The 15,851-nt window shown below is 74.6% G+C and carries 14 protein-coding genes; 7 read left to right on the plus strand and 7 right to left on the minus strand.

What is annotated here, in order from left to right; translation table 11 throughout:
• Positions 1-785: 785 nt before the first annotated feature.
• Positions 786-1,664 carry an HNH endonuclease gene (locus MNZ27_RS12190; protein ID WP_308197951.1) on the plus strand — a complete coding sequence of 293 codons (879 nt, stop codon included), beginning with the start codon at positions 786-788 and terminating at the stop codon, positions 1,662-1,664.
• Between the two features lie 302 nt (positions 1,665-1,966).
• Here MNZ27_RS12190 and MNZ27_RS12195 read toward each other — a convergent pair whose 3' ends face one another.
• The gene (locus MNZ27_RS12195; RefSeq protein WP_242394351.1) at positions 1,967-3,391 is read right to left on the minus strand and encodes a sigma-54-dependent transcriptional regulator; all 1,425 of its coding nucleotides are present in this window, start codon (positions 3,389-3,391) and stop codon (positions 1,967-1,969) included.
• The gene (locus MNZ27_RS12200; protein WP_242394352.1) at positions 3,392-4,996 is read right to left on the minus strand and encodes a sensor histidine kinase; all 1,605 of its coding nucleotides are present in this window, start codon (positions 4,994-4,996) and stop codon (positions 3,392-3,394) included.
• A gap of 117 nt (positions 4,997-5,113) precedes the next feature.
• Here MNZ27_RS12200 and MNZ27_RS12205 point away from each other — a divergent pair, with 117 nt between their 5' ends.
• On the plus strand, positions 5,114-6,151 hold the full coding sequence (locus MNZ27_RS12205) for a threonine aldolase family protein (protein ID WP_242394353.1): 1,038 nt from the start codon (positions 5,114-5,116) through the stop codon (positions 6,149-6,151).
• Positions 6,152-6,297: 146 nt separating this feature from the next.
• Here the strand turns inward: MNZ27_RS12205 and MNZ27_RS12210 are convergent, their stop codons facing one another.
• Positions 6,298-6,945, minus strand: a complete 648-nt coding sequence (locus MNZ27_RS12210; RefSeq protein ID WP_242394354.1) for an alpha/beta hydrolase family protein — start codon at positions 6,943-6,945, stop codon at positions 6,298-6,300.
• A 171-nt stretch (positions 6,946-7,116) separates the two neighbouring features.
• Here MNZ27_RS12210 and MNZ27_RS12215 point away from each other — a divergent pair, with 171 nt between their 5' ends.
• Together MNZ27_RS12215 and MNZ27_RS12220 are read left to right on the plus strand one after the other, a co-directional pair.
• Positions 7,117-7,542 (plus strand): archease, encoded by a 426-nt coding sequence (locus MNZ27_RS12215; RefSeq protein ID WP_242394355.1) that lies wholly within the window; start codon positions 7,117-7,119, stop codon positions 7,540-7,542.
• Complete coding sequence (locus MNZ27_RS12220; protein WP_277957881.1) at positions 7,535-9,010, plus strand: RtcB family protein; 1,476 nt, start codon at positions 7,535-7,537, stop codon at positions 9,008-9,010. The genes MNZ27_RS12215 and MNZ27_RS12220 overlap by 8 nt, the downstream gene beginning before the upstream one ends.
• Before the next feature lie 9 nt (positions 9,011-9,019).
• Here MNZ27_RS12220 and MNZ27_RS12225 read toward each other — a convergent pair whose 3' ends face one another.
• From MNZ27_RS12225 to MNZ27_RS12235, 3 genes are all read right to left on the minus strand, one after another.
• On the minus strand, positions 9,020-10,534 hold the full coding sequence (locus tag MNZ27_RS12225) for a YiiX/YebB-like N1pC/P60 family cysteine hydrolase (RefSeq protein ID WP_242394356.1): 1,515 nt from the start codon (positions 10,532-10,534) through the stop codon (positions 9,020-9,022).
• Positions 10,535-10,623: 89 nt separating this feature from the next.
• Positions 10,624-11,637, minus strand: a complete 1,014-nt coding sequence (locus tag MNZ27_RS12230; protein ID WP_242394357.1) for a cytochrome d ubiquinol oxidase subunit II — start codon at positions 11,635-11,637, stop codon at positions 10,624-10,626.
• Positions 11,634-12,965 (minus strand): cytochrome ubiquinol oxidase subunit I, encoded by a 1,332-nt coding sequence (locus MNZ27_RS12235; protein WP_242394358.1) that lies wholly within the window; start codon positions 12,963-12,965, stop codon positions 11,634-11,636. Before MNZ27_RS12235 ends, MNZ27_RS12230 begins: the two co-directional genes overlap by 4 nt.
• A 233-nt stretch (positions 12,966-13,198) precedes the next feature.
• On the opposite strand from MNZ27_RS12235, the gene MNZ27_RS12240 reads away from it, so the two are divergent.
• Entirely contained in the window at positions 13,199-14,143 is a 945-nt protein-coding gene (locus tag MNZ27_RS12240) for a hypothetical protein (protein ID WP_242394359.1), read from the plus strand.
• A gap of 6 nt (positions 14,144-14,149) precedes the next feature.
• Here the strand turns inward: MNZ27_RS12240 and MNZ27_RS12245 are convergent, their stop codons facing one another.
• Positions 14,150-14,923 (minus strand): glycerophosphodiester phosphodiesterase, encoded by a 774-nt coding sequence (locus tag MNZ27_RS12245; RefSeq protein WP_242394360.1) that lies wholly within the window; start codon positions 14,921-14,923, stop codon positions 14,150-14,152.
• Positions 14,924-15,027: 104 nt separating this feature from the next.
• On the opposite strand from MNZ27_RS12245, the gene MNZ27_RS24170 reads away from it, so the two are divergent.
• Together MNZ27_RS24170 and MNZ27_RS24175 are read left to right on the plus strand one after the other, a co-directional pair.
• Positions 15,028-15,201, plus strand: a complete 174-nt coding sequence (locus MNZ27_RS24170; protein ID WP_242394361.1) for a twin-arginine translocase TatA/TatE family subunit — start codon at positions 15,028-15,030, stop codon at positions 15,199-15,201.
• Positions 15,202-15,279: 78 nt separating this feature from the next.
• Positions 15,280-15,851, plus strand: a 572-nt coding sequence (locus MNZ27_RS24175) for a hypothetical protein (RefSeq protein WP_408629689.1), incomplete at its 3' end; no start/stop codon positions are given.

Below are 15,851 nucleotides of genomic sequence, written 5' to 3' on the forward strand. Positions count from 1 at the left end.
ATTCAACACATCTCGGGCGGAGAGCGGGCCCGGTCGAGGAAGGACCTTGCAGGCGAACGGCCCTGAATGAGGAGCGGTCTGGGCTCGGGAAGATGAAAAGGGCCGGGCGTCGCAGTGCGTGGGCATCGTCTGCGCAAGATCGGCCCCGAAGAAGCCCGCGTTTCACCGGTAGCGCTACGAACCTTCGCCGGCACCGTGGTCCTGAATCGCACGTCCGGCTGCCGCCCATTCGCGAGGCGGCCGACGGTTTCACGGTGAGCGTTGGGCCCGCAGCCCTTTCGCGGGAACCCCGATTTCACCAATCGGCTGTTGACGGACTTTCCGGTGGGTGACGCTTCGCGAGCCCAGGTCGTTCGAATAGGCCTTTCTCGCAGCGTCGCGGGGGCGCCGTGCGCCGCGAGTCTGCGCGGAGCCGAGGCGCGAGGGACCGTTCCCGTTCTCGTGCCTGGCGCCGAATGCGTGCGTCTGGGGAGGTCGCGAGATCGCGTGAGACCATCGGTTCATGCACGCACGCGATCTCTCCGCCCGCCTCTCCGAGCTCCTCCGCCGCGAGCACGACTGCATGGCCGACTTCCTGGTCGCCCTCGCCGACTTCGATCGCCGGCGGCTCTGGGTCGAGCTCGGCTACTCGAGCCTGTTCTGGTTCCTCCATCGCGAGCTCGGACTCTCGAAGGGGGCCGCGTTCTACCGGAAGACCGCGGCCGAGCTGGTGCAGCGGTTCCCCGAGGTCACCGAGCCGCTACGCGACGGGAAGCTTTGCATCTCGAGCATCGCGGAGCTCGAAGGTGATCTCGCCCGAGAACCGGTCGGAGGTTCTGCCGCGGTTCTTCCACCGCTCGAAGCACGAGGCGGCGGAGGTTGCAGCCGAGATCAAGCCGGTCGAGAAGGCGCCGCATCGCGAGGTCGTGACGGCGGTGCGCGTCCCAGCCACGGTGGAGGCTGCTCCGCTCCTCGAGATCGCGGCGGCGGCGCTCTCGGTCGCGGCTCCGAACATCGTCACGGCGGCGCCATTCGAGCCGCTCGAGGCGCGAGGTTCGCCGGAAAACCCTGTCGATGCCAACTCTCCGCGCGCTGCGGCGCACGCCCCATCTTCCCGCGAGCCCCGTGGCACATCCATCGAGCCGCTCAGCGCCGACCTCCGGCGCCTTCATTTCAACGTCTCCCGCCGCTTCCTCGAGAAGCTCGACGCTGCGCGGGATGCGCTCTCCCATTCGCATTTCGGCGCCACCACGGAGGAGATCCTCGAGGTCGGCCTCGACCTCCTCCTCTCCCGGAGCGCCAAACGGAAGGGGCTCGTGCAGAAGCCGCTCGCGGAGCGCCGCCCATCGAAGCCGGAGCACCTCTCCGCGGAGGTGAAGCGCCTGGTCTGGCTCCGCGACGGCGGCCGCTGCCAGTACCCTCTCGACTCTGGCGGCATCTGCGGCTCGACCTACCTGCTCGAGTTCGATCACCGCGAAGCCGAGGCCCTGGGCGGCCCGCCGACGGTCGAGAACATTCACCTTCTCTGTTTCTTCCATAACCAGCTCGCCGCTCGGAAGGTCTTCGGGAACGCCTTGATGGACCGCTATACGCGCCGGTCGAACGACGAGCTCTTCGACTCCGCACCTGCCGCGCGAACGGGAACGGCGCCGCGGTGCGCGGTGAAGAAGAAGCGCTCGGGGTGAGCGGATGGCCGGCCCGGCTCTCAGGCGACGGTGACCGGAGCCGGCGTGCGGCTGTCGTACCTGCTCCAACTCTGCGCGCACCGCGCAACGACGGCTCGGCCGCTGCCATGGCGAGCGCCTCACCCTGCTGGTGAAGCACGGGCTTCTTCGGGGCCGATCTCGTCACTCCGGTTCCCGCCCGCGGGCGGCGCCCCGGCCTCCACCTCCTTCCTGAGCCAGCCCCACGTTTGCCGTGCAGGTGCGCTCGTACTCGCGGCCCCTCACCACGAAACGCCTCGCGACAGCGAGTCATGATTGGCCGTTCAGCCTCCCCCGGCCCCCTCGTCCTTCCACCGGGAGACGTCGATCCCGAAGTCGACGATCTTCTTCGCGACGGTCGGGTAGGAGACGCCCATCCAGCGGGCGACCTGGCTCTTGTTGCCGGCCGCGCGGGCGAGGAGCTCCTCGAGGTAGGCCCGCTCGACCTCGGCGAGCGTCGGCGGCGGCGCCGCGCCCGGCGAGGAGCGCGCGGGCGCGACCGGCTCGGGCGGCGCGGCGGGCGCCTCCGGACCGCCGCGGAGCAGGACCGACTCGGGCGAGAGGACGTCCCCCGACTCCAGCACGACCGCGCGCTCGATCACGTTCCGCAGCTCGCGCACGTTCCCGGGGAACCGGTACGCGAGCAGCCGGCGCTCCGTCTCCGGTGCGAGCTCGCGGATCGGCTTCCCCGCCCGCGCCGCGAGCTCGCCCAGGAAGAAGCGCGCGAGGGGGAGGACGTCCTCGCGTCGCTCGCGGAGCGGCGGGATGCGGATCCGGAAGACGTCGAGCCGGTGGAACAGATCGTGCCGGAAGCGCCCGGCCCGCACCTCCGCGGCGAGATCGCGGTGGGTCGCGGCGAGGAACCGGACGTCGGCCTGGAGATCGCGGACGCCGCCTAGGCGCCGGAACACCTGCGTCTCGATCACCCTGAGCAGCTTCGCCTGGGTCGCGGCGGGCATGTCGCCGATCTCGTCGAGGAAGAGGGTCCCGCCCTCGGCCTCCTCGAGGAGCCCGGGCTTCGCCCGCTTCGCGTCGGTGAACGCGCCCCGCTCGAACCCGAACAGCTCCGACTCGAGGAGCGTCTCCGGGATCGCCGCGCAGTTGAGCTCGACGAGGGGGCCGTCGCGCCGCCCCGGCGTCCGCACGTGCAGGAGGTGCGCGATCACCTCCTTGCCGGTCCCGCTCTCGCCCTCCAGGAGCACCGTGGTGTCCGGCGACGCGGCCACCTGCTCCGCGAGCCGGACCACCGCGCGCATCGCCGCGGACGCCCCGACGCAGAACCCGCGCTCCACGCGGCGCCGGGTCGCCCCGGAGAGCCCCTCCGCGCGCCGCCGGAGCCGGCGCGCCGCGAGCGCCTTCTCGATGGTGAGGACGAGGGCCGGGAGCTGGATGGGCTTCGTGAGGTAGTCGAACGCCCCCGCCTTGATCGCCTGGACCGCGTTCTCGATCTCGCCGTACGCGGTCGCCATCACCACGAGCGGCGCGCCCTCCCCGCCCTCCTCCCGCAGCCGCGCCAGGATCTCGAGGCCGTCGGCGTCGGGGAGGTTGCGGTCGAGCACGACGACCTGCGGGTCGAACGCGCGCGCCACGCCGAGCGCCTCGCCGCCGCTCGCCGCGGTCCGCACCTCGTGCCCCTCCGCCGCGAGCGCCGCCTGGGCCACCACGCGGAAGGTCCGCTCGTCGTCCACCACCAGCACGCGCGCGCCCATCTACGCTGCCTCCACCGGGAGGATCACCCGGAACGTGGTCCCGCCTGCGGGGCGCTCGAGCGCCTCGATCCGGCCGCCGTGCGCGGTCACCACCCGGGAGGCGATGGCGAGGCCGAGGCCGGTGCCGGTCCGCTTCGTGGTGACGAACGGCTGGAAGAGCCGCGCCCGGACCTCCGGCGCGAGGCCGGGCCCGTCGTCGCGGATCTCGACCACCGCGGCCCCGTCCACCACCCGCGCCTCGAGCTCGAGCCGGCGGGACCGCGCGACCCGCCGGGCGCCGGGCCGCTCACCGAAGGCGCCCGGCCCCATCGCCTCGACGCCGTTCCGGGCGAGGTTCGTCACCGCGCCGAGGAGCTTGGCGGCGTCGCCCCAGGCCGGCACGGGGGCGCCCGCCGTGACCGCCACCTCCACCCCGGAGTCGGCGGCGAGATCGGCGACCGCGGCCGCCGCGTCCCGGCAGAGCTCGGCGAGGTCGACGGGGGCCCGGGCGAGCCGCGGCGTCGCCGCGAAGAGGGTGAGGTCCTCGGCGACGTCCCGGAGCCGCTCGATCTCGGCGCGGGCCTGCGCGTGCACCTGGCGGAGGGCCGCCGGGTCCCCCTTCCCCGTCGCGAGGAGGTCGAGCGCCACCGAGAGCCCGTTCAGCCCGTTCTTCACCTCGTGCGCGATGGCGGCGGAGGTCTTCCCCATCGCCGCGAGGTGGCGCGACCGGTCCAGCTCGACCTCGGCCCGCTCGAGGCGGCGGATGGCCAGCCCGAACGCGGCGCCGCCCAGGATGGCGAGGAGCACCGCGACGGCCACCGTCGCGACGAGCCGCCGGAACGGCGCGAGGAGATCCCCCTCCACGTCGGCCGCGGAGAGGACGAGCCGGAGGATGAGGGGCGTGTCCCCGACCTCGGCCTGCGTGACCAGCCAGCGGCCGCCGGCGGCGTCCCGCACCCACTCCTGCCCCGGTCCGTCGAGGCGCGCCATCCCGGCCGGCACTACGCCGCGCACCTCGCGTGCCACGTCCACCTCTCCCCGCACGGAGTCCCCGGGCAGGACGACGGCCACCGCGCCGCGGTCGCGCACCTCGCCGGCGAGCGCCTCACCGAAGAGCGCGCGCGCCGCCTGCCCGCTCACGATGCCGACGATGGCGCCGCGCCCGGGGATGGGCGCGGCCACGTCGATCTCGCCGCTCGCGAAGTGGAGCGCGGTCCGCCCTTGCCCGCGGGCGAGGCCGACGAGCAGCGCACCCGGCGCCGCCGGGCGCGCCCCCTGGGGCTCGGACCACAGCACCGTCCCCTCCGGATCCAGGATCGCGATCGACATGGCGAAGAGCACCGTGTCGCGCCGGGCGATCCGGAGCACCCGCTTCTCGGGCTCGAGCGTCCCGTCGGCGAGGTCGATCTCGGCGAGCCGCGACAGCCGGGTGATCTCGGCGACCAGGGCGGCGACCTCGTTCCCGATGAGCTGCGCGCGGGAGCGGACGAGGAGCGACTCGCGATCCGTGGCGGAGGCGAGCGCCGCCGCCCGATACCGGGCGAGGAGCAGCCCGCCCGTGGCGCCGACCGCGACGGCCGCGAACGCGGTGAGGAGGAAGACCAGCCAGCCGGGGCGGAGGCGCATCGACCCCATTCTAGGAGGAACGGCCCGGCGCGTGCCCGCGTCGGGGACCGCGTCCGGTCGGCGTCCGTTATTGCGGACGGACTGACACGCCCTCCGTCAAGGTGTACAGTGCCCGCCATGAAAGGCACCACCCCGCACCGCCAGCTCGCGAGCGACAACTACGCCGGCATCTGCCCCGAGGCCTGGGCCTCCCTGGCCGAGGCCAACACAGGCCACGCGCCCGGCTACGGCGACGACCGCTGGACCGCCGAGGCGTCCGACCTCATCCGCGCGACGCTCGGGACCGACTGCGAGGTCTTCTTCGTGTTCAACGGCACCGCGGCGAACTCGCTCGCGCTCGCGGCGCTCTGCCAGTCCTACCACTCGATCCTCTGCCACGAGACCGCGCACGTCGAGACCGACGAGTGCGGCGCCCCGGAGTTCTTCTCGAACGGGACCAAGGTGCTCACCGTCGCCGGCCTGGGCGGCAAGATCGACCCCGCCTCCCTCGACCCGATGGTCCTGCGCCGCCAGGACATCCACTACCCGAAGCCGCGGGCCCTCTCGATCACCGAGCCGACCGAGCTCGGCACCGTCTACACGCTCGCCGAGCTCCGCGCGCTCCGCGACCGCGCGCGGGCCCTCGGCCTGAAGATCCACATGGACGGGACCCGCTTCGGCAACGCGGTGGCCGCCCTCGGCTGCACGCCCCGGGAGCTCGTCGACGCGGCCGGCGTGGACGTGCTCTGCTTCGGCGGCACGAAGGCGGGGATGGCGGTGGGGGACGCGGTGGTCTTCTTCGACCGGGCCCTCGCCGGCGAGTTCGAGTACCGCTGCAAGCAGGCGGGCCAGCTCGCCTCGAAGATGCGGTTCCTCGCGGCGCCGTGGGTGGGGATGCTCCGCGACGGCGCCTGGCTGCGTCACGCCCGGCACGCGAACGAGATGGCGCGGCTCCTCGAGCGCTCCCTCCGGCAGATCCCCGGGGTGCGGATCCTGCAGAACGTCGAGGCGAACTCCGTCTTCGTCGCGCTGCCGCCCGGCGCCGCGGACGCGCTCCGCGCCCAGGGCTGGCGGTTCTACGACTTCATCGCCGGCGGCGGGTCGCGGCTCATGTGCGCGTGGGACGTGACGCCCGAGGACGTGGCCGCGTTCGCGGCGGCGCTGGCGGCCGTCTGATCCCGACCGAGAGAAGTTTTTCGCGGACCATCCGTCCGCCGGGCGGCCGGTTCCGCCCAGGCCACGGAGTCCGGCGCTGCCGCTTCTCCGGATCCCCCGTCCTCCCGGGGCCGGCCACGCGCGGGAACGCTCTGATTGTGAGATGACTACTCCGGAGACGGCTCTCCCGCCTCGGGTGCCGGCGTCGATGGGGGTGGTCTCCGCTCCAGCGCTCCTCGCAGGAACGCGACGATGGCGCCGAGCGTCCGCGCGTCGACTTCGGCCTGTCCCTCGCCCGCGGCGCGAAGCGCGCGGACGCTCACCTCGAGCGAGTGGTTCCCGCCCTCCACCCGGTACAGCGTCGACGGCGCGGACATCCGGCGGCGGACGTCCTCGAGCGCGTCGAGGGGGCAGAGCGGGTCGCGCGTCCCCTGGACGAAGAGGATCGGCGTGCGGAGCGCGAAGAGGACCTCGGATCGGAGATCGCCGCGCGCGCCGCGCAGCGGGTAGCCGAGGCAGACGAGCGCATCGACGGGCTCCTCGAGCGCGACGTGACAGGCGACGCGCGAGCCCATCGACTTGCCGGCCAGGATCACGGGGCCGTGCCGTCCACGGCGAGCGTCCGCGAGCGCCTCGCGGTGGGCTTCGACGAGGACCGGTAGCCGGTCCGGGGTCCGGCGCCCCGCGCGCATGTACGGATAGTCGAACCGGACCACGTCCCCCACGTCACCGAGTCGCTCCGCCCAGGCCGACATCCAGCGCGAGCTGGACGGCGCACCGGCACCGGGTGCGAGGAGCACGAGAGGTCGAGCCATGCGCTCGGAGGGTAATACCGTGAACCGACGCGCGCGGCGGAATGCGACCCGCTCGGGCGAACCCGACCGAACTACTCTCGGTCGGGCGGGGGCCGGGGCGATCGGCCGGCGGGCGGCGTGATCAGCGGGCGGACTCGCGCGATGACTCTCGGTCGAGCTTAAGCTGCATGCATGCACGGCGTCACGGCGGCCGCCAGCCACTCGTTCGAGGAGCACCGCAGCGAGCTCGAGATCCGCATCGAGGCGCCGTCCTTGCCCGCGCTCTTCGCCGAGGCCGGCCGGTCGCTCGTCGAGGTGATGCACGGGACCCCGCTCGAGGCCCCCGGCGCCTGGAGCGACGAGATCGTGGTGACCGCGCGAGACCGCGAGGCGCTCCTCGTCGAGTGGCTGAACGAGCTCGTCTTCCGCGCGGAGGTCGCGAAGGTGCTCTTCACGGAGTTCGAGATCGGGCGCCTGTCGCAGCGCGAGCTCGTCGCCACGGTCCGCGGCTCGCGCGTGTCGGCGCTTCGCAACCCGGTCAAGGCGGCGACCTACCACGGCCTCGCGATCGCCGCGGCCGGCGAAGGCTTCACCGCGAAGGTGATCCTCGATGTCTGAGACGATCGGAGGCCGGGCGCCCACGCCGGCGCCGGGCGACGCGGAGCTTCGCGGCATCGGCCCTTGCCTGTACGAGATCGGGCCTCGCGCCGGCACGGGCATGCGGGTCCCGGCCCGCATCTTCGCGGACGAGGACCTCCTCGGCCAGATCCGCCGCGACCGGAGCATCTCGCAGCTCGTGAACGTGACGACGCTCCCCGGCATCGTGGACGCCGCGCTCGGGATGCCGGACATGCACGAGGGCTACGGCTTCCCGGTCGGCGGCGTCGCCGCGACGCTGCTGCCGGACGGCGTCGTCTCGCCCGGCGGCATCGGGTTCGACATCAACTGCGGGGTGCGCCTGCTCGCGTCCGGCCTGCGCGTCGAGGACGTCCAGCCGTCGCTCGAGCCGCTCGTCCACGAGCTGAGCCGCAGCGTCCCCGCCGGGTACGGCCGGCACGGACGCCTGGCGCTCACCCGGGACGAGCTGGACCGCGTGCTGCGCGACGGCTGCCCGTACCTCGTGCGCGAGCACGGCCTCGGGCGCCCGGACGACCTCCCGCTCATCGAGTCCGGGGGGGTGATCGCCGGCGCGGATCCGGGCCAGGTCTCGGAGCGGGCGAAGAATCGCGGCGAGGATCAGCTGGGCACGCTCGGGGGTGGCAACCACTTCATCGAGGTGCAGGTCGTGGACGCGATCTTCGACGAGGGCGCCGCGCGGGCGTTCCGCCTCTTCCCCGGGCAGGTGACCGTCCTCGTCCACACCGGGTCGCGCGGCCTCGGCCATCAGGTCTGCACCGACTACGTGAAGATCATGGACGAGGCGATGCACCGGTACGGGATCAGCGTCCCCGATCGGCAGCTCGCGTGCGTGCCGCTCTCCTCGCGGGAGGGCAGGAGCTACTTCGGCGCGATGTGCGCGGCGATGAACTTCGCCTTCTGCAACCGCCTGGTGATCGCGCACCGGGCCCAGGACGTGTTCCGGCGCGTGCTGCGCGATTGGCAAGGCGCCGAGCTCCGGCTCGTCTACGACGTGGCGCACAACACCGCCAAGATCGAGCGCTACGGCGCGCGGACGCTCTGCGTGCACCGCAAGGGGGCGACGCGGGCCTTCGGCCCGTCGAGCGAGGAGATCCCGGCGCCGTACCGGGGCGTGGGGCAGCCGGTCCTCATCCCGGGCAGCATGGGGACGGCGTCGTACGTCCTCGTCGGCACCGACGAGGCGGCCGCCCTCTCCTTCAGCAGCTGCTGTCACGGCGCGGGGCGGGCGATGAGCCGCGGCGCCGCGAAGCGCCGCGTGCAGGGACACGTCCTGCGCCAGGAGCTGCTCTCGCGCGGGATCGTGGTCCGCTGTCCGAGCAACCAGGAGCTCGCGGAGGAGGCGCCGCTCGCCTACAAGGACGTCGATCGCGTCGTGGACGTGGTGCACCGCGCGGGCATCGCTCGCAAGGTCGCGCGCCTCCGGCCGATCGGCGTCGTGAAGGGGTGAGCGGAGCGGCTAGTCTGGGGACGCCGCCAGCTCCTCCTTCGCGAGCTGGACGAGGCGCCAGTACGGCGGCGGGTACCCGCGGGCGGCCAGGTGCTCCGCCGCGCGCGCCTCGATTCGCGCGCGGAGGCGCGCGTGCCGGGCCGTGAACCACTGGCTGCGCAGCGCCGCGGTGGCGCTCATGCCCTGCGGGACCGGCCCGATCTCGCCGAACGCGTTCAGGGCCGCGCTCCAGGCCTTGGCGACGCGGGCGAACGGGAGCCGCCAGCGCGAGTAGGGCAGCGGCGCGCCCGCCTCCGCGGCGGCGAGCATCGCGTCGGTGGCCGCGTTGTCGAGGTGCTCGTTCCTCAGCGCCTCGACGTCGCGCCACTCGGCGACGACGCGGAGCTGCGGGTCGTCCTCGAGGTCCGCGGGCTCGAGCGTCTCGAAGTGGCGCACGCCGAGCGCGGCGAGCCAGGCCCGGACCCCGGGCGACGAGACGTGCGACGGCGCCGGCCAGAGCTCGACGCCGAGCTGGCGGTACGCCTGCGCCGCGACCTCAGAGCAGAAGAGGCGCGTCGGATCCTGCGCGTCCATCGCGAAGTCGTAGGCGATCGGGCCCGCCTCCGCGCGCACGAGCGCCGCGGTCGCCGCCGCGTGTGGCAGCATGGGGTCCGCCGCCATGGCGGGCAGGTCGGCGCGCGGCCGGAGCACGAGGACGCGCAGCTTCCGGTCGCCCAGGTACTCGTCCGGAGTGGCGATCGCGACGCCGCGCTCGATGTGCGCCTCGACGAGCCGGACGCGGCCGGTGCCCGGCTCGACGTGCACGAGCGCGACGTGCGAGAAGTTGCCCGGGAAGTCGTTCCCGCGCGCGATGAGGGCCGAGGTGGCCGCCCCACCGCGCGAGAGGAGCACGTCGCCGCTGTGGACCCGCACGCCGTGCACGAGCGCGGACGGCGTGGCCGACGGCTCGTCGACGCCGGCGGTGAGCTCCGGCGGGGCGGCGTCCGGCGGGGCCTGCAGGATGGCCTCCTCGATGGCGGCGCGGCTGCCGTACAGGACGCGGTAGAGCGCCTCGCGCGCGCGCCGGTCGCGCGGGTCCCACCGCTCGGACTGGCGCTTCACCGCGTCGCGGAGCCGCGCCGCGAGCCGGATCGCGTCCGGGAGGAGCTTCGGGCACGCCGCGACGCGCACCGCCGCGTCGAAGACCCGGGCCTCCGCCTCCGCGAGGAGCGGCGCGTCCGGCGCGTGCGTGCCGTGGCCGAGCCGCTCGACGGTGTCCGCCAGCGCGTGCAGCTCGGCGCGCGCCTCGTCGCCCATCGCCTCGCACCCCACCGCGCGCGCCCTCGCGTACCCCTCCTCGAGCCGCTCCCAGTACGCGTCCTGCTGCCACGCGAAGGGACGGGCGCGCGCGGCGTCCGCGCTCTCGGCGGCGGCGGCGCGCACCGGAGCGCGATCCGGCACGAGCAGGAGCAGATAGGCGACGGCCAGCGCGGCGGCCCCGCGGACCACGACTCGCCGGATCCGCCCTGGCCCACCTCCGCGCATGCCGATCCCGCCTCCTCCGCGTGCGCCTCCTTCTTCGCACCCGGCGTCACGTGGATCAAGGCGGAGCGGAGCGCCCTCCGCGGCCGCGCCTACCGGGTCCGCGGGCGATCCACGATCGCGAACGGCCGCTCCCCCTTGAAGATCCGGAAGAGCAGGTGCAGCGCGGGGAAGAGGAGCAGCGCGCCGGCGCCGAGCGCCCACAGGAGCGGGACGAGGGTGGCGCGCGGGCCGGCCGCCGACCTGACGGTGAGGTCCGGCGGGACGAGGTAGGGGTACTGCGAGGCTCCCCACCCGACCACGATGAGCGCGACCTGCAGCGCCGCGGCGGTGCGGGCGGCCCGCACCCTCTTCTTCGCGAGCGCCACGAAGGCGATCACGGCGGCGGCGCCGGTGGCGAGGTGGAGCGGGAGGGTGAACGGCCGCCGGGTGAGCCCCTCGAAGACGAGCGGGGCCTCCCGGGCCGAGATCGCCGCGACGAGCGCGGCGCAGACGAACACCGCGACGCCGGCGCCGATGGCGCGGCGGCGGAAGTCGTCGCGGAGCGACCCCTCGGCCTCGACCGCCAGGTACGTGGCGGCGAGGTACGCGAACAGGGCCGCCGCGAAGACGCCGGTCGCCGCGGAGAACGCCGACAGCCAGTGGCCGGCGCCTGCGCCCGAGCTGCCCGCGCGCCACCCCGCGGCGAGCGCGCCCACCACGGCCCCGAGCATCAGCGGCGCGAGGATCGACGCGCCGGAGAAGAGGACGCCCCAGCGCCGCTGCACGACGTCCTCGGGGTAGTCGTAGGTACGGAACGTGAACGCCGCGCCGCGCAGGACGATGCCGACCAGGAGGAGGACGAGGGGGGTGAAGAGCGCGATCGAGATGCGGGCGAACGCCGCCGGGAACCCGGTGAAGAGCAGGACGACCACGAGGATGAGCCACACGTGGTTCGCCTCCCAGATCGGCCCGATCGCGCGCTCGATCAGGGCGCGCTGCTCCTTCACCCGCGGCCCGGAGGCGAGGAGATCCCAGATGCCGCCGCCGAAGTCGGCGCCGCCGAGCAGCGCGTAGAGCACGAGGGCGGCGAGGATGACCCCGCCGAGGAGGTCGGGGGCGCTCATCGCGTGACCTCCGGGGGCGCGCCGGACGGCTCCGGCGCCGAGGGGACGTGGGCGATCTGGCGCCGGAGCAGGAGGATCACCATCGCGCCGAGGAAGACGTAGAGGAGGAGGAACGCGACGAGCGGGGCGGCCAGCCCCGTGACGGGCGTCACCGCGTCGGCGGTCCGCATCGTCCCCCAGATCGTGTACGGCTGGCGCCCCCACTCCGTGACGAGCCAGCCCGCCTCGAGCGCGAGGAACCCCGCGGGCCCGGCGAGGGCGATCGTGCGGAGCAGCCGCGGCCCGGGCTCCCGCCGCCGAGCGCGCTGGACGATCCAGGCGATCGCCACCACCGCCATGATCGAGCCGAGCCCGACCATCACCTGGAACGCCAGGTGGACGAGTCGGGTGTTGGGCCAGACCTCGCGCGGGAACGCGCCCAGGCCCCTCACCTCGGCGTGCGGATCGTGGAACGCGAGCAGCGACAGGCCGGCGGGGACCTCGAGCGCCCAGCGGGTCTCCTCCCGCTCCGCGTCGGGCAGCCCGCCGATCCGCAGCGGCGCGCCGCGCTCGGTCCGGAACTGGCCCTCGAGCGCGGCGAGCTTCACCGGCTGGGTCTGCGCGATCTGGCGGGCCGAGAAGTCGCCGGAGACGGGCTGGAGGAGCGCCGCCACCGCGCCGACCCCGAACGCGATGCGGAGCGCCGCCCGGTGGAACGCGTGGTCCGGGTGGCGCAGGAGGAGCACGGCGTGGATGCCCGCGACGGCGAAGCCGGTCGCCGCGTACGAGGAGAGGAGGACGTGGACCACCTCGTGCGCCCAGCCGGGCGGGAACATCGCCGTGAACGGCCCGACCTCCACGGGGTTCCCGGCGAAGTCCACGCGGAAGCCGGCGGGGGCGTTCATCCAGGCGTTCGCCAGCGTCACGAAGAAGGCCGACACGGCGCCGCTCACGGCGACGGCGACGCCGGCCGCGAGGTGGAGCCGCGGGCCGGCGCGGTTCCAGCCGTAGAGATAGATGCCGAGGAAGATCGCCTCCGCGAAGAAGGCGAAGCCCTCGAGGGAGAACGGCATCCCGATGATCGGGCCGGCGAAGGCCATGAACCGCGGCCAGAGCAGGCCCAGCTCGAACGAGATCACCGTCCCGGAGACCGCCCCCACCGCGAACAGGATGGCGACGCCCTTCGCCCAGCGGCGCGCCAGGTCGAGGTGCACCGGGTCGCCGGTGCGCCGCCAGCGCCACTCCGCGAGGACCATGAAGAGGGGCATCGAGACGCCGACCGCGGCGAAGACGATGTGGAAGACCAGCGAGACGCCGAAGAGCGCCCGCGCGGCGAGGAGGTCGTTCACGACGCCCTATGTGGTGGCGCACCTCGCGTTTCGCGCGTCCCGGACGGGCGGGGTGGCGCTCTGCCGCCCGGCGTCTTTCGCCCCAGTGCCCCTCCTGGTACGGGCCCGGCGCAGGCGCGGTCGGCTACGGCCAAATTGACACTCCCGAAAGGGGGGCAGTAACCTCCTCGAGCGTCCGACCTGCCCACCGCTTGGCGCTGCGCCGCGCGGGGGCGCTCGCTCCCGGAGGTTGCATGTCCCGCCCGCTGGCGCCCGTCCTCGCCGCCGCCGTCCTCGTCCTGCCCGCGGTGACCCGGGGCGCCGAGCCGCTCGACCTCGATCTTTCGCGCCTCGGCGCGCCCGACGCGAGGGTGTGGGAGGCCCGGGGCGCCACCGCCGCGGACGCGCAGGCGCTCGCGAACGACGCGAAGATCCGCTTCGGCATCCTCTCCTCGGAGCTGGCGCTCGCGCTCTCGTCGGCGATCCTCGAGCCCGCCGGCACCACCGGCCACTCCGGCTTCGACGTCGGCCTCGAGGGCGCGTACGTCGGCGTCCACCCGACCGTCGTGGGCACGGGCGCCACCGCGGCGGACGACTGGCCCACGAGCGGGATGACGCCGCACGAGCTCTTCCTCCCGTCGGTCCACGTGCGGAAGGCCCTGCCCTACAGCTTCGAGGTGGGCGGCCGGATGATCTACCTGTCGCAGTCCTCGTACTTCGCGGGACAGCTCGAGGGGAAGTGGGCGCTGAACGAAGGCTTCGACCTGCTCCCCGACGTCGCCGTCCGCTTCGCCTGGACCCAGCTCTTCGGCCAGCGCGACTGGAACCTGGGCGTCGGCGACGTGGACTTCATGGTGTCGAAGCGCTGGGGGGTGGGCGCGGTCGCGAGCCTCACCCCGTACGCGGCGGCGCGCTACACGTTCGTGCGCGCGTCCACCGACGTGATCCAGTACGGCCCCGCCGGCACCTCCCCCACCGACGCGATGACCACCGCCGCGGCGTTCCCCACGCTCAGCGCGGGCTACTACCGCACCACCGCCGGCCTGCGGCTGACCGCGCTCGCCGTCTCGATGGCCGCCGAGGCGACCTACTTCGGCGGGACGACGACCGGGAAGGCGAACCCGACCGCGAGCCAGTACCCGAGCTACCGCCTGAAGTCGTCGTGGGGCGCCGCCTGGAAGCTGGGGTTCGAGTTTTGAGAAGGTTCACCGCCCGGTCCGCCGCCGCACGAGCTCCCGCGTCCGGCCCGGGACGTTGGTGATGAGCGCCGTCGCGCCGAGCGCCACGAGGCGCTCGGCGTCCTCGGGCGCGTCGACGGTCCAGACGTTCACCGCGAGGCCGCGCGCCTTCCACTCCGCCATCCGCGCCGGCGTCACGAGCACGCGCTCGGGGTGGACCGCCGCCGCCCCCATCAACGTCAGCGCGAGCGCGACCTCGAGCCGCCACGCCTGGCCGTGCTCGAAGAGGAGCCCCACCGGCAGGTGCGGCGCGGCGGCGCGGAACGCCCCGAGGAGCCGGTAGTCGAAGGACGACACGATCACCCGGTCCTCGGCGCGCGCCCGCGCGATCACCCGCGCCACCTCGGCGGCGAGCCCGAGGTCCAGCCCGCTCGACTTGAGCTCCACGTTCACCACGGCGCGGGGGAGCGCGTCGAGCACCTCGGCGAGGAGCGGCATCCGCTCGCCCCGGAACGCGGCGCCGCGGTGCGCGCCGACGTCGAGGGCGCGCAGCTCGGCGAGCGTCGCGTCCTTCACCCGGAGCGGCGAGCCGGCGATCCTCCGCGCGTCCTCGTCGTGGAACACCACCACCTCGCCGGTCGCGCAGCGCCACGCGTCCAGCTCGACGCCGTCGGCGCCCTGCTTCATCGCGAGGCGGAACGCGGCCAGCGTGTTCTCGGGGGCGTCGGCGCTCGCGCCGCGGTGCCCGAGCACGAGCGGGCGGTCCGGCGACCGCGGGGCGCCACGGCGGGGGAAGTCCAACGAGAGCCTCCGTTGCCCCGGCGAAGCCGTGCGACGGCGCTTGGCGGCCGCGGGGGCGCGCGGCTATCCTAACGCCGCCGCCGCGGCTCGCGGCCGAAGAAGCCATGACCGATCTCGCCGTCGTCGTGTTCGTCGCCATCCTCGTGTTCGCCGCGACGCGGATCTCCGCGCTCGGGGACGCGCTCGGCCGGGCCGTCGCCCGCCACGGGCGACGCGCCGGAGACGACCCCCCGCGGGAGGGGAGCGGCACCTCCGCCTCGCCCGAGGCCCGGCCGTAACGGCTCCGCGCGCCGGGCCGCCTCGCGCGGGGCGGCCCGCGCCGAGGCGAGGCGCGCGGCGACCGCGCGAACGAACGGGTGGACGGCCCCGTCGCGCGAGAGCTCCGCGAGGTCCGCCGCCGCGAGGGACGGCAGGAGCTCCACGGCGACGGCGGTCTCGACGAAGGGGTTCTGCGCGATCGCGAGCGCCACCGCGGGCCGCGTCCGCCAGCGCCGCGCCTCGAGGAGGCACCGCAGCGTCCCCGGCCGGATCGGCCGCCGCGCCGCGAGCCGGATCACGAGGTCCTCGGTGAGCCGAGGGTTCCGGAGCAGCTCGCGCACGACCGCCGGCTCGCCCTCCGCGGCGAGGCGCGCGAGCAGGTCCGGATCGCGCTGCGCCCGCGCCGCCGCCTTCTTGTGACCGAGCGTGAGATGGGCGAGGCGCGGGTCGGCCCGGTCGCGCGGCGGCTGGTAGGCCCGCGCCGGTGGCGGCGCGGCGAGCACGCCGGCGATCTCGAGGAGCCCGCGCTCCGTCGCCAGGGCGTAGAGCTCGGCGCGCCAGGCGTACGTCAGCTCGGGATCGGGGCGCGCCAGGGCCGTCGCGGCCGCGGCCCACGCCGCGCGCTCGGCCCCGCCACCGCCTCGGGCGAGCGCGGCGAGCCGGTCCGCCG

This window comes from Anaeromyxobacter oryzisoli (assembly GCF_022690765.1).
Classification (GTDB): Bacteria; Myxococcota; Myxococcia; order Myxococcales; family Anaeromyxobacteraceae; genus Anaeromyxobacter; species Anaeromyxobacter oryzisoli.

Coding starts and splice junctions, on each gene's coding strand:
- MNZ27_RS12195 (WP_242394351.1), bottom strand. CDS start 3,391: ATGGGCGCGCGCGTGCTGGTGGTGGACGACGAGCGGACCTTCCGCGTG.
- MNZ27_RS12200 (WP_242394352.1), bottom strand. CDS start 4,996: ATGCGCCTCCGCCCCGGCTGGCTGGTCTTCCTCCTCACCGCGTTCGCG.
- MNZ27_RS12205 (WP_242394353.1), top strand. CDS start 5,114: ATGAAAGGCACCACCCCGCACCGCCAGCTCGCGAGCGACAACTACGCC.
- MNZ27_RS12210 (WP_242394354.1), bottom strand. CDS start 6,945: ATGGCTCGACCTCTCGTGCTCCTCGCACCCGGTGCCGGTGCGCCGTCC.
- MNZ27_RS12215 (WP_242394355.1), top strand. CDS start 7,117: ATGCACGGCGTCACGGCGGCCGCCAGCCACTCGTTCGAGGAGCACCGC.
- MNZ27_RS12220 (WP_277957881.1), top strand. CDS start 7,535: ATGTCTGAGACGATCGGAGGCCGGGCGCCCACGCCGGCGCCGGGCGAC.
- MNZ27_RS12225 (WP_242394356.1), bottom strand. CDS start 10,534: ATGCGCGGAGGTGGGCCAGGGCGGATCCGGCGAGTCGTGGTCCGCGGG.
- MNZ27_RS12230 (WP_242394357.1), bottom strand. CDS start 11,637: ATGAGCGCCCCCGACCTCCTCGGCGGGGTCATCCTCGCCGCCCTCGTG.
- MNZ27_RS12240 (WP_242394359.1), top strand. CDS start 13,199: ATGTCCCGCCCGCTGGCGCCCGTCCTCGCCGCCGCCGTCCTCGTCCTG.
- MNZ27_RS24170 (WP_242394361.1), top strand. CDS start 15,028: ATGACCGATCTCGCCGTCGTCGTGTTCGTCGCCATCCTCGTGTTCGCC.